The organism is Streptomyces sp. Pv4-95 (assembly GCF_045782725.1).
GTDB lineage: Bacteria > Actinomycetota > Actinomycetes > Streptomycetales > Streptomycetaceae > Streptomyces.
In genome coordinates, this window is the sequence record NZ_CP127172.1 from 7,767,725 (window position 1) to 7,789,239 (window position 21,515).

Here is a 21,515-nt window from a genome sequence, read left to right on the forward strand (position 1 = left end):
GGAGAGCAGATTCGCACCCGGACCGGGCCGTATTTGTCATCGACCGAACAACAGATGGCGAGCGATGAACGGGGCTGCCCCCACATCGCGTACCACCCGGCGTCCGCTCCGGGCCCGGAGCGGACGCTCCCATGGGGGCGTAGTTCCGAGACGTGAGGAGGGGCCGATGAGCGACCCCGGCAACCCAGCGCTCCGCAACGACTCCAACCAGCCGCAAATCCGCGGCCTGCCCGATGGGGAGGCCGAACTCCGCCTGGTGCTCCGCCTGCAGTGGGAGGACGTCGCGGCGCTCGGTCAGGCGGCGGGACGGCTTGCCGCCCAGTGGCAGCGCCCCGTGACCTTGGACGAGGCCGCGAGCCAGCGGCTGCGCGCCCGGCCGCCGGCGGCCCACGCCAAGACCGCGGGAACGCAGGAGGGCCGGCCGCTCCCCGCCGTCGCTCCCACCACGGGAACCCCTTTGACCTCGCGATCGCCCGGCGAACAGGCTCGTCAGGCGATCGAGAAGATCAACGGTACGGCCGCTTCCTGAGCGTCCTTCGATGGGTCGCGCGCGCCCTCTTCCCCTGTGCGCGCGTATGCACCGGCGCCCGTTCTCCGCACCGTGATCCGCGGTGAACGGGCGCCGGTGGTGCCGTGCCGTCGGGGGCCGGCGCCGAGCCGTGCGGGCGGTGGCGCGTCAGGCCGCCGCCGTGGCCTCCGCCAGCTTCTGGAATTCGCCGAGGTCGTAGTTGGTCAGCGCGGAGTCCAGGTTGGTGATCGCGCCGAGGTGTTCCACGAACCCCTCGGGCTCGTACTCGATCTGGAGAGCGACCCGACTCGTCTCGGCGCTGAGGCGGTGGAAGGTGACCACTCCGGCGTGATGGACGCCCTGCGTCGTCTTCCAGGCGATCCGGTCCTCCGGTACCACCTCGGTGAGTTCGGCGACGAATTCCTTGTCCGCGCCGGGGAGCGAGAGCTGCCAGGCGAAGTGGTGCTCGTCGATGGGCTGGACGGCCCGTACATGGCTCAGGAACTTGGGCCAGAGCGTGACATCGCTCCACAGCGCCCAACTCACCGCGACGGGAGCCTTGATGTCAACGGTCTCAAGCAGCGAGGACGACATGCTGGATTCCCTTCTCAGGAGGTATCTGCGTTCCTGGAGAAACCGCGTACCCAGTGGTCCACGTCCTATCCGGCCGCCGTCGTGTTGTCCCTCAGGGCGCAGCCGTGGAGTGCGCTGTCCTGCTCGTGCGGCGATCCCGGGGTGTGGGGTCACGTCGACGGACGCGCTCGGCGGCGCGAAGATGGGGGCATGAGCACCACCGTCGTCAACCTCAAGGGCCACCGTGATGATCCGGAGTACGCGGATGTGGTCTACGTGGGCCGAGCGATGCACCGGGGCGGCTGGCATCTGACGGCATCCCCGCTGGCGAGCCCCTATCGGCCCGGGCCGGACGGCACCCGGAGCGAGGTACTGGAGAAGTACCGCGCGTACCTCCTGGAGCGCCCCGACCTGCTGGCGCTGCTGCCCGGGCTGCGCGGGCGACGGCTCGGCTGCTGGTGCCTGCCCGAGCAGTGCCACGCGCAGGTGCTCGCCGAGCTGGCCGATGCGGGTGTGAACGGGTAGGGGCACTGCCTCGTTCCGACGCCCGGTAGGTCGGGTATGTCCGGAGGCGGCGCGTCGAGCGTCGCCGCCACGGGTCGGCGCCACCCCGTCGCCCCCTTGCCTTGCGCGGCGACGGACCGGCCAGGCCGCGACGACGGACAGTGACCGGCCGCATGCGTCTCGGGCCGTCACGCGGGCGAGCGGCGGCCCCAGGGATCCGGGTGGGTTTGGCGGAGGTGCCCGCGCTTACGTAAAGTTCCGTCGGAGCTTGAATAGAACACACGATCCCAGGAAAGCGGCAGCGGCGATGACGGTGACTGAGGAAGGCCGTGCCGATGGCGCGGGTATCGACTCGGAGCGGATGGCGGTCTGCCTGAGCGTGCTCGAAGAGCTCGACCAGCTGCCGCTCGACCACCCGGACGCGATCGCCGTACGCCGGGCCACCGCCGGTATCTACCGGACGGTGAAGCAGCGCCGCCGCCATGAGCGCCGGGCGGCCAAGACGGCCAACGACCGGGCGGTGACCGAGGCCACGGCCACCGGGGCGGCCGACCGGATCGACGACGAGACCCTGGGCCTGGCCCTCAGCAGCTCGGTCACCACGGAGATAGCCGGAATCCTGGAAAGGCCCAGGTCCTGCTACGTCTGCAAGAGCCGGTACGTCGAGGTCGACGCGTTCTACCACCAGCTGTGCCGGGCCTGTGCCAAGGAGAACCTGGCACGCCGCGACGCCCGCACGGACCTCACCGGAAAGCGCGCGCTGCTCACCGGCGGCCGAGCCAAGATCGGCATGTACATCGCGTTGCGGCTGCTGCGTGACGGTGCTCACACCACCATCACCACGCGCTTCCCGAATGACGCCGTCCGGCGCTTCAAGGCGATGCCCGACAGCGGGGAGTGGCTGCACCGGCTGAAGATCGTCGGGATCGACCTGCGGGATCCGTCCCAGGTCATCGCGCTCGCCGACTCGGTGAGCAGCGAGGGCCCGCTCGACATCCTGATCAACAACGCCGCCCAGACCGTTCGGCGCTCGCCCGAGGCCTACAGCCATCTGATCACCGCCGAGTCCGCGCCGCTGCCCGCGGGCGAGCTGCCCTCGTCCCTCGTCATCGGCCACTTCGGCAGCGGCGCCCCTGCGGCCCTGCCCGCCGCCTCGACGGCCGGCCAGGGCGCGCTGAGCGCCGAGAGCCTCACCGCTCTCGCGCTGACCAGCGGCTCGGCCTCGCTTGCCCGCATCGAGGCGGGCACGGCGATCGACGCGGGCGGACTCGTGCCCGACCTGCAGGCGTCGAACAGCTGGATCCAGAAGGTGGACCAGGTCGACCCGGTCGAGCTGCTGGAAGTCCAGCTGTGCAACATGACCGCGCCGTTCCTGCTCGTCAGCAGGCTGCGCCCGGCGATGGCCGCGTCCGTCGCGCGTCGCAAGTACGTGGTGAACGTGTCGGCGATGGAAGGCCAGTTCAGCCGCGGCTACAAGGGTGCGGGCCACCCGCACACCAACATGGCCAAGGCGGCGCTGAACATGCTGACCCGCACCAGCGCCACGGAGATGCTGGAGACCGACGGCATCCTCATGACCGCGGTGGACACCGGCTGGATCACCGACGAGCGCCCGCACCCCGACAAGATGCGCCTGGCCGAAGAGGGCTTCCACGCCCCGCTCGACCTGGTCGACGGAGCGGCCCGGGTGTACGACCCGATCGTCCGCGGCGAGCTCGGCGAGGACGTCTACGGCTGCTTCCTGAAGGACTACGCGCCGACCGCTTGGTGACCCACCCGAGCCGGAAGCCTTGCCGCAGGGCAAGCCCCTGGAGGTATTGACCTGGAGCGTCGGACTCGCTCCGCCCGTGCGCCCGCTGCCCCGTTCTTCACCGGGGGCGGCGGGCGGCGCTGTATGTAACTCCCCTCAGGGCGCGCAGCCTTGGCTCGCTCAACGATCAGCGCGTAGTGGGCAGCCCCCGCGTCTTCTTCTGCGTGCGTGCCAACATCTCCTGAAAGCAACTGCGTTACGCGCGAAGTCGTCGGCCCTGGTGCTCAATGACCATCAACTACCGCAAAGGGCGCCCCACTTGTGGCGGTCGTCCCGAGAATATCGAGGACTCTGGACACAACCCTTGACGCGATGTTCACACACGATGAACATTCCTCGGGCAAGAGAGCGCTCCCTTGAACTTCAATCGTTCACTTCCTGAATCAGGAGAGCTTCGATGCCCACACCCCCCACCGACGCCACGGCCGCAGGCACACCGGGCCCCTCCCGTCGCAGAATTCTGGCCGCGATGGCCGCCGCGCTCCCCGCCTCCGGCCTCCTGGCCCTCGGCGACGGCCCGGCGTACGCCGCACCCGCGACGAAGGCGCTGCCCGGCGGCGGCGACCTCGGCCCGAACGTGCTGGTCTTCGACCCGTCCACGCCCAATATCCAGGGCAAGCTCGACGAGATCTTCAAACAGCAGGAGGCGGCTCAGTTCGGCACCGGCAGATACGCCCTCCTCTTCAAGCCGGGCACCTACAACGGTCTGAACGCCCAACTCGGCTTCTACACCTCGATCGCCGGCCTCGGCCTGTCACCCGACGACACCACCTTCAACGGCGATGTGACGGTGGACGCCGGCTGGTTCAACGGCAACGCCACGCAGAACTTCTGGCGCTCCGCCGAGAACCTCGCGCTCAAACCGGTCAACGGCACCAACCGGTGGGCGGTCGCACAAGCCGCGCCCTTCCGCCGGATGCACGTCAAGGGCGGTCTGAACCTCGCGCCCGACGGCTACGGCTGGGCCAGCGGCGGCTACATCGCCGACAGCCGCATCGACGGCGCGGTCAGCCCGTACTCTCAGCAGCAGTGGTACACCCGCGACAGCTCCGTCGGCAGTTGGAGCAACGCCGTGTGGAACATGGTGTTCTCCGGCGTCGAAGGCGCCCCCGGCCAGAGCTTCCCGGACCCGCCCTACACGACGCTGGACAGCACTCCGGTCTCCCGCGAGAAGCCCTTCCTCTACCTGGACGGGAGCGACTACAAGGTCTTTCTGCCCGAGAAGCGCACCAACGCCCGGGGCACCACCTGGGGCAATGGAACCGCGAGGGGGGAATCCCTGCCGCTCGATCAGTTCTACGTGGCCAAGCCCGGTGTCGACGCGGCGACCCTCAACGCCGCTCTGGCGCAGGGCCTCCACCTGCTGCTCACGCCCGGGATCTACCACGTCGACCGCCCCATCGACGTACAGCGTGCGAACACCGTGGTGCTCGGGCTGGGTTACGCCACCCTCATCCCGGACAACGGTGTCACCGCCATGAAGGTCGCCGACGTCGACGGCGTACGGCTCGCCGGCTTCCTGATCGACGCGGGAACGGTGAACTCCGCGACCCTGCTGGAGATCGGCCCGGAAGGCGCCTCCCGAAACCACGCCGCGAATCCGACCACCGTCCAGGACGTCTTCGTGCGCATCGGCGGCGCGGGCCCCGGCAAGGCGACGACCAGCATGGTCATCAACAGTAACGACACCATCATCGACCACACCTGGGTCTGGCGCGCCGACCACGGGGACGGTGTCGGCTGGGACACCAACCGGGCCGACTACGGAGTTCGCGTCAATGGCGACGGGGTCCTGGCCACCGGCCTGTTCGTCGAGCACTTCAACAAGTACGACGTGGAGTGGCACGGAGAAGGGGGCCGCACGATCTTCTTCCAGAACGAGAAGGCGTACGACGCCCCCAACCAGGCCGCGATCCAGAACGGCAGCATCAAGGGGTACGCCGCGTACAAGATCGCCGACTCGGTGACCACCCATGAAGGGTGGGCATGGGCAGTTACTGCTACTACAACGTGGACCCCACCATTCGCCAGGACCACGGCTTCCAGGCGCCGAACACCCCGGCCGTGAAGTTCCACAACCTGCTCGTCGTCTCCCTGGGCGGAAAGGGGCAGTACGAGCACGTGATCAACAACATCGGCGCCGCCACCTCGGGAACCTCGACGGTCCCCTCCACGGTGGTCTCCTACCCCTGACGCCTTGGCCTGCCGGCTTCCCGCCGCCCCTCGCCCGCTTCCCCCGGCAGCCCATCTGCGGCAGGGAGACTGTCATCGCGTCGGCGCCGCACTGTTCCTCCCGGGCAGCGCGGCGCCTTCGTGCGAACAGCGGCGGGCCGCCCACGGACCGGAGGCGTGGCCGCCCGCCGATGGCCGAGCGGTTATCGATCCGACGGTCGGCCGTCCTGCCGCCGCGCCCACGGGTGGGTCAATTGGCGACCGGCGCATCCGACCTGTTGTCGGATTAGCTGGCCAATCCACCCCATCGATGGGAGACCACATATGCGTATCCGTACCGCTGTCGCGGCCACCGGCCTGGCCGCCGGCCTGATCCTCGGTGGTGCCGGCGGCGCCGCCGCCGACTCCGGAGGCCACGGCAGCGCCAAGAGGTCACCGGGATTCCTCTCGGGCAATGTGATCCAGATTCCGTTCCACATTCCGATCAATGTCTGCGGTAACTCCGTCAACTTCTTCGGGGCACTGAACCCGGCGTTCGGCAACAAGTGCGTCAATAGGTAACTCGACGTCACGGTAGTGCCGCGACAACGGTGTCACAGCACCACCGCAGGCTGACCGCAGCAGCTCAGGCGCTGCATGGGCGCCCCGTCCCCGCCCCGGGTGGCGGGGCGCCGCCTTGCGCCGTCGGGCCGTCCGCCTATCGAGAGCGGTCGTCAGGCGTGCAGGGTCAAGGCGGGATGCATGCCGTTGAGGTAGTGATCGCCGATGTCGCGAAGGCTGTGGGAAGCAGAGCCTCGCGCCGTCAGGACGCGCGCGTTGCGCCAGAACCTGTCGAAGCCCGGGCCCTCGGCAGCGGAGCCGGCGCCGTCGGTGAGTTCGAGGATGCGCGTCGTGATGTGCATGACGGACCTGTTGGTCACCGCCTCCGCAGCGGCGACCAGCACGGCGATGTCGGCACGCGCGTCGATGCCCAGCGCCCGCCCCGCGAGCAAGCCCCGCGTGAGCGCCTCCGTCGCCCGCTCGACCACCGCGGCCGCGGTGTGAGCGGCCGTCACCAGCTCTCCGTAGGCGAGGAGCAGATACGGATCACCTCCCGGCCGGTCCGGGTAGTCGCCGTGCTCCGCGTTCACGCGCGGCCAGCTGCGCGGTGCGATGCGGTTGATGTCCCGCGCCTCGGCCAGCGCGCCCTCGGCGATGCCGAGCTCCACGTGCAGGAGGACGAGTCGGTGTGCCAGCGGCGCGAGCGAGGCGAACGGCGAGATGGCGTGTTCATCACGTGGGACGGACCCGAGGATCTGATCCGCGTGCACCGGGACGTTGTCGAAGTCGATGCTGCCGGCCCCCGCCAGGCGCTGTCCGAGACGGTCGTTCGCCGGTTCGGCCAGCACACCTGGGTGCGCGGGGTCCACGACGACGAGGAGCGGTTCACCTGTGTCGGTGCACACCGCGGCGAGGGCCAGCCGGTCGGTGACGGCCACACCGGTCGCGAAGGCCCGCCGCCCGTTGAGGACATACCCGTTGTCGGTCGGCGCCAAGGTGAGGTCGGGCCCGGCCTCCGTCTCCAGGACGGCGGTGTCGCCTCCCCACAGCCACTGCTCGGCCCCCGACCGCAGTTCGAGACGGGCGGCCTGCTCCGGAGGGCTGAAGAAGCGGGCGCTCCACGACAGCACGTAGTGGCGGCCCAGGAGTTCGCCGACGGAGCTGTCGGCGGTGGCGATCTCTCGGATGACCGCACAGGCCGTGCGCCAGTCGCTGCCGTGCGGGGACGGGCCCGGCGGCATCAGCAGGGACGGCAGACCGGCTTCGCGCAGGCGGGAGATCTCGTCGAAGGGGGGCTTGCCGGCCCGGTCCCGGGCGAGCGCGTCGGCGGCGAGATCGTCCGCCACTTCCCGCGTGACGCGCGGCCAGACCTCTTCGTCGGCCGGTCGGTCGGCCGGGGCGGAGCTGGTCGGGACTGTCGGCTGCTTCGGCATGGCGCCGGTCACCATCCTGTCGGGTGTGTCTGGCGCCGGGGGATGCCGAAGCGGCTCCGGGCGGGGTGGGAGGCGGCGGTGGGACACGCGGAGAGTTGCCGGCGGTCGTTCCGGGCCGTTGCGGACGCGGCGGACGGTCCGCTGAACTCGGGGGCGGAAAGGATGCGCGCTCTCACGACCACCTCACGGATTCCCTAGTTTTCCCACTGGATTAGTAGGGAATGATGATGCTCCGGTGCGCCGGTTCGATCAAGAGGGTGCTCAAGGCGTGGACGAGCCGATCTCGGAATCCGGACCCGACCCCGGCGCGCGCGATGCGCGGGCCGCGCGGGACCTCATGGGCAGGGCCTAGGGGTTCGTCCAGGAAGCGGGGTCCTCGGCCAGGTCGGACACCCGTACGGGCAGCTCGGCCGAAGCGACGTCGGCAAGTGACACGCCCTCAAGGATCTGGCGCACATTGGCCCGTAGCGCGACCCAGAGCGGCAGCAGCGATTCGGCCGGTCCGGTGTAGGACAGCTCCGGCGGCCTGACTCCGCGTACCGACACCAGGGGGCCGTCCACGATCCGGACGACGTCCGCGATGCTGATGGACTCCGCTGGCTTGGCCAGCCGGTAGCCGCCGTTGCCGCCGCGCTGGCTGACCACGAGGCCGCCCCGGCGCATGTCGTTGAGGATGCCTTCGAGAAACTTGTGAGGAATGTCCTGGGCGTCGGCGATGGCCTCGGCCTTGAGCGGCTCGGCCTCCCGGGCAGCGGCGAGTTGCAGTGCGGCACGCACCGCATAGTCCGCTCTGGCTGAGATCCGCATGGTCGCATTATCCCGTACCTCGCCGGCCGCCCGCCGCCCGGCCTGCCGGTCGCGAGCCGAGGAGCTGCGGCGAGTTGCCTCGCGTGCGGCAGCCGGTGGGAGCAGGCTGTGGGCCGTCCGCCCGCCCTGAGACCTGGGGCGCCGGCCGCGTCCGCCCGTACCGGTCCCGGCCGTGTGAGCGGCGAATCCCACCAGGGCCTCATTGAAGAGAGAAGAAGCGACGTGGCCGATGACGCGATCGATGGCTTTCTGGACCTGCTCACCCCGGAGAACAGGGCCTGGCTGGAGAGCCGCCCCAGGGATGAGCAGGTGGCCTGCCTGACCCGCCATCTCGAGGTCATGGAGGGGGAGAAGGACAGCGGCCCGGAGCTGCACGACGTCCTCAATCCCGAAACGGAAGGAGTGGCGCTCGGCGACCTCCAGGACCCGGAGAAGGTGGCCAACGCCCTGGTGCGTCAGGAGCGACAGCGGGGGGAGTAGACGCCGTGGCCGGGGCGCACGCCTCGGATATGGCGGGGCGTCACGCGAGGCAGGCCGCCCGCGAATCCGCGGGCGGCCTGCCTTCCCCTCCTGGGAGTGTCCCTCCCCGGCCCCGCCGACCCGGAGAACCGTGGAATTCCCGAGCGGGCGGGCGATGTCGATTCCGGGTGTCCGGATAACTGTCAGCCGGCGCCGGAATGTCGTACGGCCAGTCGCATTCCCGGATGAATGAGATTCGGGTTGGCGCCGATCACCTCACGATTCAGCCGATAGAAACTCCGCCAGCCAAGACCGTGGGCATAGGCGATTCCACTCACCGTGTCCCCGGAATTGACGACGACCGTGCCGCCGCGGGCCGGGCGGGGCTGTGCCTTGTACTGCTTCTGGGGCAGCGGGCGCCGCACACGGTCGCGGTCCGGCGCGGTCGCGGTCCGGCGGGGCGTACCGCCGCCGGTCGCCGCGTTGAGTCCCAACGAGTTCGAGCAGGCGGGCCAGGCGCCCCAGCCCTGCCGGGCCAGCACTCGTTGCGCCACCTGGATCTGCTGCGCCCGGGTCGCGTGCGACGCCTGTGACGCGTACGCGCCGCCACCGAAGGAGCGCCAGGTGGAGTCGGTGAACTGCAGCCCGCCGGAGAAGCCGTTCCCCGTGTCGATGTGCCAGTTTCCTCCGCTCTCGCATCCGGCCAGGCGGTCCCACGTCCCACCGCTCCCGGCCTCGGCCGTCCCCTCGGCTGCCAGGTTGAGCGTGCCGGCCGCCAACAGGACCGCCGCCGCCGTCACGCCCCGGGCCCCGAGGCCCCGGAATTCGCTACGCGCGGTCGTTTGCGATACCTGAGGAAATCCCATGTGCTCTGCTCCCGTCGATTGCCCCGCTGTGCTGCGGTGGCTGTTCGAAATCGCTGCCTTCGCGGTTCCGTGCGGTCGTAATTGCATGTCGCCCGTGATTTCCGCCCGACAGCAGGAATGTGACGAGTAGGAGACAACCACGCACGGACTTCGCACCGGCAGAGCGCGCAGTAGCGCCTTCGAAGCCCGGCCTGTCACCTTGACGCCGGCACAACGGCGATATTGGCGCAGCGCGTGCCGGTCCGCCGAGGAGGGGCGCATGCCCGGGGACGGAGGTACGACAGCCCCGGGCGCCTTTGCTGTCTGCCCGCTTCGGGGGCGTCTGTGAGGGCGCATCCGCCGGGGTCGGTGCACACGCGCTGCGGGGGTCCCCATGCACCGCGCACGGTCGCGGTGCGGCGCAACGGGCCGAGCCGTTCGGGGGGTTTCGGCCCTCTGAGCAGGTGTACGGGCCCGACGCGGTGGTGTGCCCCGATGCGAGCAGGGCGCGCTTCGAGGGCGCGGGGCCGGTCGCGGTGTGCAACCGGCGCACCGGGAACGCCGTAGAGCGGACCTACGTCGCCGAGGGCCTGGTTCCGGGCGCCTTCGCACGAACGGCCGGCTCGGCGTGGGGCGAGCCGGAGCAGGAGCGGGCAGAGCGCCCCGGGCGTCCGGCCCCACCGCCGGCAACGGGTCCTGTTCACAGGCAAGTTCGTCGGTTGCGAGGTCGGGCTGTCGACTCACGATGCTGCCGCCTGCCGCCTGCCGCCTGCCGCCTGCCGCCTGCCGCCTGCCGCCTGCTCGCGCGGTCGTGGGGCGTGCACTCGGTACGGGGGCGCCGTTCGCGGCAAGCTGCGTTCGCAGTGAAGTGCCCTGTCCTGAAAGGGATTTGACGGTTAATCAAATCTGTGGGCAGCGGTGCGCTGGTCTCGTCAGGAAGTGTGCCGTGGCGCCCGATTTCACCCGGCGGCGCCGAGGGGGCGGGCCGCTGTGGCCCTGGTGGACGTGACGCGCGTTGCGACACGCGGGGGCGAGGGTGTCGCGGACGCGGCGTGATGCGGTCCGGCCAGCGGTTTTACCTGTTCTTTTCAGGGGGTTGGCCGGAGGCGCTTGCCTTGGATGTCCGGGGATGGATAGCGTGACCAACGCCTAAAGCTTTCAGGACAGCTTTAGTGAAAGCTAAACAATCGAGCGGTCACTCCGGTGGGGGAGAAGCATGCAGATCAAGGTTGCGGTGGCGTACCACAGTGGATACGGCCACACCGCAAAGCAGGCGGCGGCCGTCGCGGCCGGCGCGGAGAAGGTGCCCGACACCCAGGTGCGTCTGGTCTCCCTCGCCGAGCTGAACGACGAACTGTGGGACGTCCTCCAGGAGTCCGACGCCATCATCTTCGGCACGCCGACCTACATGGGTGGCAGCAGCGCCGTCTTCCGCACCTTCGTCGAGGCCACCAGCCAGGTCTGGGGCGACAACATGCGCTGGAAGAACAAGATCGCCGGCGGCTTCACCAACAGCGGCAACATGGCGGGGGACAAGCTCAACTCGCTCATCGACATCGCGCTGTTCGCCGCCCAGCACGGCATGATCTGGGTCGGCCTCGCGGAGTACGGCGGATGGAACACCTCAGCGGGCAGCCCGGAGGACATCAACCGGCTCGGGAGCTGGCTCGGTGCGATGTCCCAGTCGAACAACGACGAGGGCCCCGACGTCACCCCCGGGCCCAGCGACCTGCGCACCGCCGAGGTCCTCGGCCGCCGCATCGCCGAGACCGCCCACGTCCAGAAGGCCGGCCGCGCGGCGGTCGACTTCGAGGAGGTCGCCGGCTGACCTGCGGCGGTATCACCTGAGGCGTTTCGGACGGGGGGGACCCGAAATGAACAGCCGGCAGGACTTGGCGCTGCTGGACGCGCACGCGCAGTCCGAGTTGGTCCGCAGTGGCGCCGTGAGCCGGGAAGAACTGCTCGAAGCGGCGATCGCCCGCATCGAGGCGGCTCGGCCCACGGTCAACGCGGTGCCTATCACCGACTATGAGGCGGCCCTGAAGCGGGCGGCCGGACAACACGCTCCGATGGGGCCGCTGGCCGCGGCGCCGTTCCTGCTCAAGGACCTGGGTGCGGGCTGCGCGGGGCTGGAGTCCACACAGGGCTCCCGGCTCCTCGCCGGCCACGTCCCGGCTCGCGACAGCACCTTGGTGGAGCGCTTCAAGGCCGCCGGGCTGGCGATTCTCGGGCGTTCCAACTCCGCGGAGTTCGGAGTGCTGCCCACGACCGAGCCGCTGCACCACGGCCCCACCAGGAACCCGTGGGACCTCACCCGTTCCGCCGGCGGCTCCAGTGGTGGTGCCGCGGCCGCCGTCGCCGCCGGACTGGTGCCGGTCGCCCATGCCAACGACGCGGGCGGCTCCATCCGCATCCCGGCTTCCTGCTGCGGGGTGTTCGGACTGAAGCCGACCCGGGCGCGCACCCCGCTCGGACCGGACGTCGGGGACCTCATGAACGGTCTGGCGAGCGAACACGTCGTCAGCCGCTCGGTACGGGACAGCGCGGCAGTGCTCGACCTCATCTCCGGTCCGGCGGTGGGGGACCCGTATCCGGCGCCGGCGCCGCCCGGGCCGTTCCGTGACGCCCTGGCGGCACCGCCGCGCACCCTGCGCGTCGCCTACACCACCCGGCCCGGCACCGAACCCCTCGACCCCGTCTGCGTACAGGCCGTCGAGGACGCCGCCCGGCTCTGCGCCGAGCTCGGACACGAGGTGACCGAGGACGCGCCGGGCCCGGTGATGTCCGATGTCGCCGCGGCGTTCCTCGACGTCTGGGCGGCCGGTGTCTCCAGTGCCCTCACGGCACAGAGCGCCGTCGCGGGGCGCAGACCCGACGCCGACAGCGTGGAAGAGCTGACCTGGTGGCTCCATGAGCGGGGACGAACGCTCGGCGCCGCCGGCTACCTCCTCGCCATCGGCCATCTCCAGCGCACAGCACGAAGCATCGCCGGCTTCCACGAGCGGTACGACGTGCTGCTGTCCGCCGTCACGTCCCGCCCCGCGCCCGCCCTGGGCGCGTTCGCCCACGGCACCGCAGAGCAGCAGCTCGACCGTGCGCTGGGCTTCGCCCACGAGACGCCCTTCGCCAATCTCACGGGCCAGCCCGCCATGTCCGTACCACTCCACCGCGATCCGGCCGGCCTGCCCGTCGGTGTGCAGTTCACCGGCCGGTACGGCGACGAACACACCCTGCTCGCCCTCGCGGCGCAGTTGGAGCGGGCCCGCCCCTGGGCGCACCGGCTCCCCCCGGCCCCAGCGGGCTGAGGCACCTGCACGTCCGCGCGTCTGACCACCTTCACCGTGCCCGCGGCGCTCCGCGAGCACGGGTCATCACGGGCCGCCGCGTCCTGCGCGGCCGCCCTCTGCCCACTCTCCGAGGAGATCAGCCATGTTCAAGACCACTACCGATGCCGAGCTGGCGGGCAACCCGATCGACGAGGTGATCGGCTCCACCATCCGATACGCCGCGCTGACCACCGCCGCCAAGCTCGGCATCTTCACGACCTTGGAGGAGGGCGGCCCGATGACCCTCGACGAGCTGGCCGAGGCGATCGAGGCGAGCACCGACGGCACCCGAGCGGTCGCCGACGTCGTCGCCGTCCTGGGCTGGCTCACCCTCCAGGACGGGCGGTACGGCAACGGCCCGCTCGCCGAGCGCTGGCTGAGCAAGAACGCCGAATACGACTTCACCCCGGCCCTGATGTGGGCGTACGAACTCACCAACGTCATGTGGGAGCTTCCGCAGGCCGTACGGGACGGCAAGCCCGCCCAGTCCCTGTGGGACCGCTGGGCCGACAACCCCGAGGCCGGACGCGAATTCTCCGCGTACATGCGCGTCAAGTCGCGTCTGACCGTGCAGTCCATCGTCGACGCCGTGCCGCTGCCGGAAGGGGCCCGCCGCCTCCTCGACCTGGGCGGCTCGCACGGACTGCACTCCATGGCCATGTGCGAGCGCCACCCCGACCTCTCCGCCACCATCCTCGACCTGCCCGAGGCGCTCGCCGACACCGGCTCCGCGATCGAGAAGGCCGGCCTGTCCGACCGCATCGCCCTCCAGCGCGGCAGCTTCCTCAGCGGCGACCTGGGCACCGGATACGACGTGGTGTTCCTCTTCGAGATCGTGCACAACCACACCGACGAGGAGAACCGCGACCTGGTCGCTCGGGCCGTCAAGGCGCTGCGTCCCGGCGGCAAGCTCGTGGTCCTGGAGGACGTGCGCGGCGAACAGCTCGACGAGCACAACGCGGCGTTCTCGCTGGCCATGTACGCCTGCTCCGGCGACCGCACCTACAGTCTGCCCGAGATCTCCGGGTGGCTCACCGGCGCGGGCATGGCGAGCGTCGAGCGCATCGCGCTCCCCTCATCCGTCTCTTTGGTCGTCGGCACCAAGTAGAGCCGACAGCCGCGGAAGGGGGGGAATCACCGTGCAGATCGATCTGGCACACCGGTCGACCAGCTCATGGCTGGCGGCCGCGGACCTCGCGCGCGAGGTGTACGCCCAGGCATACGGCGCCGATGTGGCGCCCCGGCCCGACTCGTTCATCGTCGCCCGCCCGGCCCGCGGCGGGACGGAGGAGCCCTGCGCACCACTGGCCTGCGCAGGGCTCACCTTCGGCGGGGACCAGCCCTTGTTCTCCGAGCGGTACCTCGACCTCACCGTCGAGGCCGCCGTCACGGCCCACCTCGGGGCCGAGGTCGACCGCAGGCGGGTGGTGGAGGTGGGGGCACTGGCCACGCGCCGCGCCTCGGTCGGCCGGGAACTGATCCGGGCCACCCCGATCATCGCCTGGTGCCTGGGCATGGAATACATCCTGTGCACCGCCACCAAGAGCCTGATCACGACGCTGGGCAGGACCGGTATCTGCTTCACACCGTTCGGGCCCGCCGACCCGCGCCGGCTGACGCCCGCCGAGGCGGCGCAGTGGGGCTCCTACTACGACCAGGATCCGCAGGTCGGCGTCATCGCACTCAACGCCCTGGACCGGCTGTTCTCCGACGCCACCGGGCGCTACTCCGTCACCGACCTGCAACTGAGCATCAGCGCCATGGGGGTGGCCACGCATGCGGGTCATTGAGCAGAGCCTGGCCGAACACGCCGAGTCGCGGCGCCCGCTCATCGAGGTCCTGGGGGAGGACGGCGCCCCGGCGAGGGTCTACAGCTACCAGGAGGTGACGCGCCGGGCGGCGGAGCTCGTCGCACGGTTCGGCCAGGGCTACGGCCGTCCGCTGCGCGTCGGCGTGGTCTGCGGCAACACCCCCGAATTCGTCATCGCCGACCTCGCGTTGCTCGTCGCACGCGCGGTCGAGGTGCCGGTACCGCTCGCCTTCTCGGCCGAGCAGGCCGCCGGGCTGCTGGCGGAAACCGACCTGTGCGTGGTGGACGCGGCCGGTGAGGCGCGCCTGTCGCAGTGGGGACGAGGCCGCGTCCTGCGCCCCGACTGCGAGGTGCTCGCGCTGTCCACGGACACCCCCGTTCCGACGGCGCCCCTGGCGCCGGCCGGGCCGGGGCACGCGGGCTGGGAATGCAAGGTCATCCACACCTCCGGGACCACCTCGCGTCCCAAGGGGGTACGGATCAGGGCACGGGCGCTGGACGAACTGCTGGGATCGCTGCGCGCGGTGATGCCCCGAGGCGCCTTCGCCCGCTACCTCTCCGTCGTCCCGCTGAGCCTGCTGATCGAGCAGGTCACCGGCCTGTACATGGTGCTGCTCGACGGCGGGACGCTGGTCCAACTGCCGCCCGGCAAGGCCCTGGTCGGCACAGCGGCGGCCGCGGCCACCGACGCCCTGCCGTATGTGACGGCCGCCCGGCCCACCGCCATGGTCGCCACGCCGGCGCTGGTCGACGCCTTCGCGATTGCCGCGGACGAGGCCGCCGGCCGTGGACGCGCGGTGGCCCCGGCTCTCTTCGGCACGCCCGCCGCGCCGCTCCTCTGCTGCGGCGGAGCGCCCGTGCACCCCGATCTGCTGCGCCGTCTGGACGACCACGGCCTGCCCGTCCACGAGGGATACGGCCTGTCCGAGAACAGCTCGGTGGTCAGCTGGAACACCCCGGGCGCGCGCCGCATCGGCACCGTCGGCCGCCCGCTGCCGCACGTCCGGGTACGGACCGCCGACGACGGTGAACTCCTCGTCAACAGCACCTCGCTGTTCGCCGGCTACACCCGCGACGATCCCTCCAGCCTCATCCTCGACGCCGACGGCTGGCTGCGCACCGGTGACCTGGCACGTCTCGACGCGGAGGGGTTCATCACCATCACCGGACGCAAGAAGAACGTCATCATCACCGCGGCAGGGCGCAACATCGCCCCGGAGTGGGTCGAGGCGCAGTACGCACAACTCCCGTTCGTACGCGCGGTCGCCGTCGTGGGCGACGGACTCACCGCCCTGCACGGCCTCTTCCTCGTCGAGGAGTCGACCGACCTCGCGGTGGCCGAGGCGGCCGTCAAGGAGTTCGGCGAACAGCATCTCTCCGAGGTGGAGCGGGTGGCCGTGCCGCATATCGCCGTCGCCGACGACCGCCTCTACCGCAGGTTCTTCACCGTCACCGGCCGCCCGGTGCGGGCAGCAGTTCTCTCCGCCCTGTCCCAAGGAACGCTCTACACCCACGAAGGAGCAGCAGACGCATGACCACGATCGCTGACGTCCAGCCCTACGGCGCCGCCACCGGCCGGCTCGTTCTGCCCGCCGGGGCCAGTTCCCTCGGCGCACTGGAGCCGGCCTGGGTCACCACGCTGCTCGCCGACGCGGGATTCCTGCTCTTCCGCGGCTTCCACGCCGACCTGGAGGAGTTCACCTCCTTCGTGAAGGCCCACTCCAGCCGGATAACCCTCGACCCCGCACGCTCCTTCCACGGCGGCGAGGTCGCGCAGAAGGTGGACGCCGGCACCACCGCCGTCGGCCTCCACCTGGAGAACGGCAACAGCCCGTTCGGCCCCGACCTCACCTGGTTCCTCTGCGAGAAGGCGGCCTCCCGGGGCTCGCAGACCACCGTCTGCGACGGCTACCGGGTGTGGGACGCCGCGAGCGACACCGCCCGCGAGGTCTTCGGGACCAAGGACATCATGTACAGCCGCAGGGTGGAGGAGGCCAAGTGGAAGGCGCTCGTCTGCCACCAGACGGAGGGCCGCAAGGACATCGCCGACGTCACCTTCGACGACCTCCGCGGGCTGGTGGGCGGCATCTCCACCACCCTTCAGCTGAACGACGACGGCTCCATCCACTACGCGTACCGCACCGGCGCCGCCCACCCCACGCTCTTCGGCACCCGCCTGTCGTGGGCCAACAGCGTCTTCGGCCCCTCCTACAACTACGAGGCCCCGCGCATCACCTTCGCCGACGGCACGGAGATCCCCGAGGAGCTGTTCAGCGAGTTCCGCAAGCTCACCGCCGAGCTGACCGAGGAGATCGACTGGCAGGACGGCGATGTCGCGCTGATCGACAACACGCGGGTGATGCACGGCCGCCGCGAGATCCTCGACACCGACCGGACGATCTACAACGCCCAGAGCTACCTCGAACCCGACCTGCTGACCGCGGCGTGGGAAGGGCGGGCCCAGGCATGACCACCGCGACCACCGGTCTCGGTGACGCACGGGTCGCCGCGGTCCTGGACGAGATCGCGCGCACCGCCGAGTCCACCGACCCGGACGTGATGAAGCGGGCGTACGCCACCGCTGCCGACTGGCCGCAGCCGCCCACCGCGGAGCAGGCCGCCGAACTGTGCGCGCAGGCGGCCCTGCCGGTGCACCCCCAGGTCGGCGTCTTCCTCTATCAACTCGTACGGAGTCTGCGGCCGGCCCTCGTCGTCGAGTTCGGCACCTCGTTCGGCGCCTCGACGCTGTACGCGGCCGCGGCACTGCGCGACAACGGCGGCGGTCGCGTCATCGGCTCGGAGCTGCACCCAGGCAAGGCCGACCGGGCCCGAGAGCATCTGGAGCGCGCGGGCCTGTCCGCGTACGCCGACATCAGGACCGGCGACGCCCGTGAACAGCTGGCGACGCTGCCGGCACCGATCGATCTGCTGCTGCTCGACGGGTGGAAGGAGCTCTACCTGCCGGTCCTCACGGTGCTCGAACCGGCCCTGCGCACCGGCGCGATGGTCGTGTCCGACAACCTGCCCATGCTGCCCGGCGAGTTCATCGACCACGTCCGCGCCCCTGGGGGTGGCTATCTGTCCCAGCCGCTTTCGCTGGGCGACGGCATCGAACTCTCCCTCCGCCTCCGGCAAGCCCCGTGAGGCGGAACGGCGACGACGCGGAAGGATGCTGACAGGGAGGCCCCGCTCCGACCGGGCGCCCGGACATCCGGCCCTGGCCGGAGGGGCGTCCGGGTGCCACCCGGCCGCGCGCCAACAGCCCTCGCGCCGCCAGGCCGCGGGCCCCGGACCACAGACACCGACCACCACCCGACACCGCAGCCGTGCTCCTGGGCCTGTTCGGCACCCGAACAGGCCCGGATACCCCTACGGAAAGGCCACTGAAGACCCATGACCTCCCGCACCCACCGCCGGACCCTGCTCCGAGCCGGCTTCGCCGCGCTGCCGTTGGCGGCAGTGGCACCGGCCGCCCGCGCCACGGAGCGGACCGGCCGGCTCACCGTCGCCGACGTGTCCAGCTGGACCGATGCCTATCTGGAGGCATGGCGTACCAAGAACGACAAGGTGGCCGTCCAGCTGTTCACCCCCGGCGCCGTCTACGAGGCGGTCCCCGGCGTGCCCGAGCAGACCTTCCGCGGCCGCGCCGCCATCGGGCGCTACTGGCGCGAGATCACCGCGGGCCAGAGCAAGATGACCGGCCGTCACGGCACCCCGGTCGTCACCGGCGACCGCGCGGCCGTCGAACTCTGGGTCACCCTGCGGGCCCCCGCCATCAATCCCGACGGCGACCACTGGGTCACCTTCCTGGAGACCAACATCCTGCTCTTCGCGCCCGACGGCCGCTGCCGCCGCAACACGGAGTACTGGAACCTCCAGATGGGGCGCCTGGAGCCGCCCCAGGGCTGGGGCACCGCCGCATGACCGTTCGTACGCTCGTTGCCGGTGGCCGAGTCCTCACCATGGACCCGGCCCTCGGCGAACTGCCCACCGCCGACATCCTGGTGGAGGACGGCCGGATCACCGAGGTGCGTCCGGGGATCGAAGCCACCGGCGTGGGAGAGGTGATCGACGCGCACGGCTGCGTCGTGCTGCCCGGCTTCATCGACACCCACCGCCACATGTGGCAGGCCGCGCTGCGCGGCAGCGGCGCCGATCAGACCCTCGACGAGTATTTCGCGACCGTGCTGCACACCCTCGCGCCCCGGCTCACCGCGGAGGACCTCCACCTCGGGAACCTGCTGAGCGCGCTCGGCGCCCTGGACGCGGGGGTCACCACCGTCCAGGACATCTCCAACGTCGCCAAGCCGACCGAGGAATACACCGACGCGCTGCTGGACGCCCTGACGGAGTCCGGCCTGCGCACCGTCTTCGCCTACGGACACGGCTCGGCGCAGGACGCCCGGCGCGTGCGAACGGACCGCCTGAACTCCAAGGACGGTCTGATCACCATGGCCCTCAACGCGGAGAGCGGCGGCGACGAAGCCACCTCGCGCAGCTGGGCACTGGCCCGCGAACTGGACCTGCCGGGCGCCCTGCACGTCAGAGGCGGCCGCCCGGTCACCCGGCTGAGCCGCCTCGGGGTCCTGCGCCCCGGCACGGTGTTCATCCACGGCACGGGACTGGACGCGGGCGAACTGGCCCTGATCCGTGACAGCGGTGGGGCCCTGTCGATCGCGCCCGCCATCGAGATGACCATGGGCCATGGGCTGCCCCCGTTCGCCGCGGCGACGGCCGCCGGCCTGCGGCCGAGTCTCAGCGTGGACGTCGAAGTCGCCGCGCCGAGCGACATGTTCACGCAGATGCGGGCCGCCTTCCAGGTCGGCAGGTTCGCTGCCCTGCAGGGCCACGCCGGCCCCGACGCGCCGTTGCTCACCGCCCGGGAGGTCCTGGAGTTCGCGACCGTCGGCGGCGCGGAGGCGCTGGGTATGGCGGACCTCATCGGCTCCCTCACCCCGGGCAAGCAGGCCGATCTGCTGGTGCTGCGCGCCGACCGGCCAGGAGTGGCGCCGCTCCATGACGCCACCGCGGCCGTCGTCTCGGCGATGGACCGGGCGGACGTCGACACCGTGCTGGTCGCGGGACGGATCGTCAAGCGAGCGGGGCGCCTGTCGTACGCCGGACTGCCCCGGCTCCTGGCGCGCGCGGAGGAGCTGCGCGGCAGGTCGCCCGGCCGCTGACGCCGCGCGTGCTGTCGCCTCAGCGGCGGATCAGCACGCCGTCCTCGATGGCGGCCAGGGCGATGCGCAACTGCTCGCTGAGGGCCTTGGCGGTCCGCTCCGGAATGCGCTCCACGAGCCGGGCGTGCACGGCGGTGGTGGCGCGGACCGCCGTCTCGGCGGTCTCCACCCCGCTCGGGGTCAACTGCACCCAGCTGCTGCGGGCATCGTCCTCGGCCGCCGCGCGGGACACGTAACCGGCGGCCACCAGGCGCTTGATGACATTGCTCGTGCCGCCGGAGGACAACAGCAGGGCGTGCGTGAGATCGGTCGGCTTCAGGCGGTACGGGGCACCGATCCGGCGCAGGGTGGCAAGCACTCCGTATTCGGCCTGGGTGAGACCGAGCTTTTCCAGCTCGGCACCGGCGGCGACGTCGAAGGCGGACACGAGGAGCGCGGACCGCTTGGCGAGTTCCAGAGGGAGACCGGCGATTTCCGGCAGTTCGGTCCCCCACGCCGAGATGATCTCGTCTACGTGGTCGGGCTCCACTGTGAACCGCCTTTCCTCTTCCGATAGCTCAGTTCAAAGGTATCTCACCTTCCGGATAGGCATGGGCTGACCTGGGGAGACCATGTGTTCATCAGGCGTGGACACCGTAAAAGCTTTCCCTATAGCTTTCTGGAATGCTTTCCAGGTATATTTACCTCATGGTGATGCCGAAGTCGAGACGTGCGTGGGCAATGGGTGTGGTCCTGGCTCTGGCCGGTCTCACCGCCTGCGCGGGCGGTGAGGCGGTCGAGGCGCCGAAGCAGGGCGAGGTGGCCGAAATCCGGCGCTCCGCCGAGGAAGGGGCAGCCGATATGCCGGAGTTCAGTGCCGCGAAGGCCCCCCTGCCGTCCTGCTTCCGCGGCGTCCGGGGCGCCGCCGCGTACCACCTGCCGGGCGCTTCCGGCGACGGACGCCTCGTCACCCTGGGCTCCGGTCCGCGCGGCGTCGCCTTCGCACCCATCTCCTGGGGCGACGCCTGTGAGTGGGCCGCGGAGGCGAAGCGGCTCGCCGCGGCGGGCTACCGCGTCACCACCTTCGACTGGGGCACCGACCGTCGCCGGACGGTGACCGACGCGACGCGGCTGCTGCGCTCCCGAGGGGCCGAGCGGGTCGCGTGGGTGGGCGGCTGCATGGGCGGCACACTCATGCTCGGCATGCTGACCGATCGCACCGGCGGCGATGGCGGCACCGCCCGCCCGGCCGGCGTCGCCGGCATCAGCCCGCTCGCCTCGCTGGGTGGCTACACCTCGGGAGAGGGCGCGTCCTACGACGGTGAACTCCTTCTCCTGGGGACCGTTGACGACCCGCTCGCCGACGAGGACCGCCTGCGGCAGGTCGCCAAGGGCTTCCCCGAGGCGGAGGTGAAGGTCCTGCCCGGCACGCTCCACGCGGCGGAGATCTTCGCCGGACCGCACGGCGACACGGCGCGGCGTAGCCTCGACGGCTTCCTCGACCGCACCTTCGCCCGTCAGGACAGCTGACCGGGCAGCGCTTCGTAGGCCCGCGGGCCCGGCTTCGGG

Annotated in this window: 20 protein-coding genes and 1 pseudogene; 16 read left to right on the forward strand and 5 right to left on the reverse strand. The window is 70.9% G+C overall.

Annotated features, from left to right (window positions below; translation table 11 throughout):
- Window positions 1–166 precede the first annotated feature (166 nt).
- Window positions 167–529, forward strand: a complete 363-nt coding sequence (locus tag QOM21_RS34025) for a hypothetical protein (RefSeq protein ID WP_407554886.1) — start codon at window positions 167–169, stop codon at window positions 527–529.
- Window positions 530–676: 147 nt separating this feature from the next.
- On the opposite strand, the gene QOM21_RS34030 is transcribed toward QOM21_RS34025, so the two are convergent.
- The gene (locus QOM21_RS34030; protein ID WP_407554887.1) at window positions 677–1,102 is read right to left on the reverse strand and encodes an SRPBCC family protein; all 426 of its coding nucleotides are present in this window, start codon (window positions 1,100–1,102) and stop codon (window positions 677–679) included.
- 189 nt (window positions 1,103–1,291) lie between these two features.
- Here QOM21_RS34030 and QOM21_RS34035 point away from each other — a divergent pair, with 189 nt between their 5' ends.
- From QOM21_RS34035 to QOM21_RS34050, 4 genes and pseudogenes are all read left to right on the forward strand, one after another.
- Window positions 1,292–1,606: a DUF4326 domain-containing protein gene (locus QOM21_RS34035; RefSeq protein WP_407554888.1), complete on the forward strand. Its 315-nt coding sequence runs from the start codon at window positions 1,292–1,294 to the stop codon at window positions 1,604–1,606.
- Between the two features lie 286 nt (window positions 1,607–1,892).
- The gene (locus tag QOM21_RS34040; RefSeq protein WP_407554889.1) at window positions 1,893–3,356 is read left to right on the forward strand and encodes an SDR family NAD(P)-dependent oxidoreductase; all 1,464 of its coding nucleotides are present in this window, start codon (window positions 1,893–1,895) and stop codon (window positions 3,354–3,356) included.
- Window positions 3,357–3,792: 436 nt separating this feature from the next.
- Window positions 3,793–5,588, forward strand: a pseudogene (locus QOM21_RS34045) (coagulation factor 5/8 type domain-containing protein).
- 303 nt (window positions 5,589–5,891) lie between these two features.
- On the forward strand, window positions 5,892–6,128 hold the full coding sequence (locus QOM21_RS34050; RefSeq protein WP_407554891.1) for a chaplin: 237 nt from the start codon (window positions 5,892–5,894) through the stop codon (window positions 6,126–6,128).
- A 152-nt stretch (window positions 6,129–6,280) separates the two neighbouring features.
- Here QOM21_RS34050 and QOM21_RS34055 read toward each other — a convergent pair whose 3' ends face one another.
- Window positions 6,281–7,540: an acyl-CoA dehydrogenase gene (locus tag QOM21_RS34055; protein ID WP_407554893.1), complete on the reverse strand. Its 1,260-nt coding sequence runs from the start codon at window positions 7,538–7,540 to the stop codon at window positions 6,281–6,283.
- A 348-nt stretch (window positions 7,541–7,888) separates the two neighbouring features.
- Complete coding sequence (locus QOM21_RS34060) at window positions 7,889–8,347, reverse strand: RrF2 family transcriptional regulator (protein ID WP_407554895.1); 459 nt, start codon at window positions 8,345–8,347, stop codon at window positions 7,889–7,891.
- Window positions 8,348–8,569: 222 nt separating this feature from the next.
- Here QOM21_RS34060 and QOM21_RS34065 point away from each other — a divergent pair, with 222 nt between their 5' ends.
- Window positions 8,570–8,827, forward strand: coding sequence for a hypothetical protein (locus tag QOM21_RS34065; RefSeq protein WP_407554897.1), 258 nt, complete (start codon window positions 8,570–8,572; stop codon window positions 8,825–8,827).
- Between the two features lie 182 nt (window positions 8,828–9,009).
- On the opposite strand, the gene QOM21_RS34070 is transcribed toward QOM21_RS34065, so the two are convergent.
- Window positions 9,010–9,606: a transglycosylase family protein gene (locus tag QOM21_RS34070; protein ID WP_407554898.1), complete on the reverse strand. Its 597-nt coding sequence runs from the start codon at window positions 9,604–9,606 to the stop codon at window positions 9,010–9,012.
- 1,261 nt (window positions 9,607–10,867) lie between these two features.
- On the opposite strand from QOM21_RS34070, the gene QOM21_RS34075 reads away from it, so the two are divergent.
- The 9 genes from QOM21_RS34075 (at window position 10,868) to QOM21_RS34115 (ending at window position 19,967) form a co-directional block, all read left to right on the forward strand.
- Window positions 10,868–11,479, forward strand: a complete 612-nt coding sequence (locus QOM21_RS34075) for a flavodoxin family protein (RefSeq protein ID WP_407554900.1) — start codon at window positions 10,868–10,870, stop codon at window positions 11,477–11,479.
- A 46-nt stretch (window positions 11,480–11,525) separates the two neighbouring features.
- Window positions 11,526–12,956 carry an amidase gene (locus QOM21_RS34080; RefSeq protein WP_407554902.1) on the forward strand — a complete coding sequence of 477 codons (1,431 nt, stop codon included), beginning with the start codon at window positions 11,526–11,528 and terminating at the stop codon, window positions 12,954–12,956.
- Between the two features lie 124 nt (window positions 12,957–13,080).
- Entirely contained in the window at window positions 13,081–14,085 is a 1,005-nt protein-coding gene (locus tag QOM21_RS34085) for a methyltransferase (RefSeq protein WP_407554904.1), read from the forward strand.
- A gap of 31 nt (window positions 14,086–14,116) precedes the next feature.
- Complete coding sequence (locus QOM21_RS34090; protein ID WP_407554906.1) at window positions 14,117–14,767, forward strand: thermostable hemolysin; 651 nt, start codon at window positions 14,117–14,119, stop codon at window positions 14,765–14,767.
- Window positions 14,754–16,322, forward strand: coding sequence for an AMP-binding protein (locus QOM21_RS34095; protein WP_407554908.1), 1,569 nt, complete (start codon window positions 14,754–14,756; stop codon window positions 16,320–16,322). Before QOM21_RS34090 ends, QOM21_RS34095 begins: the two co-directional genes overlap by 14 nt.
- Entirely contained in the window at window positions 16,319–17,257 is a 939-nt protein-coding gene (locus QOM21_RS34100; protein ID WP_407554910.1) for a TauD/TfdA family dioxygenase, read from the forward strand. Before QOM21_RS34095 ends, QOM21_RS34100 begins: the two co-directional genes overlap by 4 nt.
- Window positions 17,254–17,931 (forward strand): O-methyltransferase, encoded by a 678-nt coding sequence (locus tag QOM21_RS34105; protein ID WP_407554911.1) that lies wholly within the window; start codon window positions 17,254–17,256, stop codon window positions 17,929–17,931. Before QOM21_RS34100 ends, QOM21_RS34105 begins: the two co-directional genes overlap by 4 nt.
- 249 nt (window positions 17,932–18,180) lie before the next feature.
- The gene (locus QOM21_RS34110) at window positions 18,181–18,711 is read left to right on the forward strand and encodes a nuclear transport factor 2 family protein (RefSeq protein WP_407554912.1); all 531 of its coding nucleotides are present in this window, start codon (window positions 18,181–18,183) and stop codon (window positions 18,709–18,711) included.
- Window positions 18,708–19,967 carry an amidohydrolase family protein gene (locus QOM21_RS34115; protein ID WP_407554914.1) on the forward strand — a complete coding sequence of 420 codons (1,260 nt, stop codon included), beginning with the start codon at window positions 18,708–18,710 and terminating at the stop codon, window positions 19,965–19,967. The genes QOM21_RS34110 and QOM21_RS34115 overlap by 4 nt, the downstream gene beginning before the upstream one ends.
- A gap of 19 nt (window positions 19,968–19,986) precedes the next feature.
- Here QOM21_RS34115 and QOM21_RS34120 read toward each other — a convergent pair whose 3' ends face one another.
- Window positions 19,987–20,496: a MarR family winged helix-turn-helix transcriptional regulator gene (locus tag QOM21_RS34120; protein ID WP_407554916.1), complete on the reverse strand. Its 510-nt coding sequence runs from the start codon at window positions 20,494–20,496 to the stop codon at window positions 19,987–19,989.
- Between the two features lie 158 nt (window positions 20,497–20,654).
- Here QOM21_RS34120 and QOM21_RS34125 point away from each other — a divergent pair, with 158 nt between their 5' ends.
- On the forward strand, window positions 20,655–21,476 hold the full coding sequence (locus tag QOM21_RS34125; protein WP_407554918.1) for a hypothetical protein: 822 nt from the start codon (window positions 20,655–20,657) through the stop codon (window positions 21,474–21,476).
- The last annotated feature ends 39 nt before the right edge of the window (window positions 21,477–21,515 follow it).

Bases quoted from the DNA above. Each gene is read 5' to 3' on its own strand.
- QOM21_RS34055 (WP_407554893.1), bottom strand. From the start codon at position 7,540: ATGCCGAAGCAGCCGACAGTCCCGACCAGCTCCGCCCCGGCCGACCGA.
- QOM21_RS34100 (WP_407554910.1), top strand. From the start codon at position 16,319: ATGACCACGATCGCTGACGTCCAGCCCTACGGCGCCGCCACCGGCCGG.
- QOM21_RS34050 (WP_407554891.1), top strand. From the start codon at position 5,892: ATGCGTATCCGTACCGCTGTCGCGGCCACCGGCCTGGCCGCCGGCCTG.
- QOM21_RS34075 (WP_407554900.1), top strand. From the start codon at position 10,868: ATGCAGATCAAGGTTGCGGTGGCGTACCACAGTGGATACGGCCACACC.
- QOM21_RS34060 (WP_407554895.1), bottom strand. From the start codon at position 8,347: ATGCGGATCTCAGCCAGAGCGGACTATGCGGTGCGTGCCGCACTGCAA.
- QOM21_RS34030 (WP_407554887.1), bottom strand. From the start codon at position 1,102: ATGTCGTCCTCGCTGCTTGAGACCGTTGACATCAAGGCTCCCGTCGCG.
- QOM21_RS34095 (WP_407554908.1), top strand. From the start codon at position 14,754: ATGCGGGTCATTGAGCAGAGCCTGGCCGAACACGCCGAGTCGCGGCGC.
- QOM21_RS34105 (WP_407554911.1), top strand. From the start codon at position 17,254: ATGACCACCGCGACCACCGGTCTCGGTGACGCACGGGTCGCCGCGGTC.
- QOM21_RS34080 (WP_407554902.1), top strand. From the start codon at position 11,526: ATGAACAGCCGGCAGGACTTGGCGCTGCTGGACGCGCACGCGCAGTCC.
- QOM21_RS34035 (WP_407554888.1), top strand. From the start codon at position 1,292: ATGAGCACCACCGTCGTCAACCTCAAGGGCCACCGTGATGATCCGGAG.
- QOM21_RS34115 (WP_407554914.1), top strand. From the start codon at position 18,708: ATGACCGTTCGTACGCTCGTTGCCGGTGGCCGAGTCCTCACCATGGAC.
- QOM21_RS34085 (WP_407554904.1), top strand. From the start codon at position 13,081: ATGTTCAAGACCACTACCGATGCCGAGCTGGCGGGCAACCCGATCGAC.
- QOM21_RS34025 (WP_407554886.1), top strand. From the start codon at position 167: ATGAGCGACCCCGGCAACCCAGCGCTCCGCAACGACTCCAACCAGCCG.
- QOM21_RS34125 (WP_407554918.1), top strand. From the start codon at position 20,655: ATGGTGATGCCGAAGTCGAGACGTGCGTGGGCAATGGGTGTGGTCCTG.
- QOM21_RS34040 (WP_407554889.1), top strand. From the start codon at position 1,893: ATGACGGTGACTGAGGAAGGCCGTGCCGATGGCGCGGGTATCGACTCG.
- QOM21_RS34110 (WP_407554912.1), top strand. From the start codon at position 18,181: ATGACCTCCCGCACCCACCGCCGGACCCTGCTCCGAGCCGGCTTCGCC.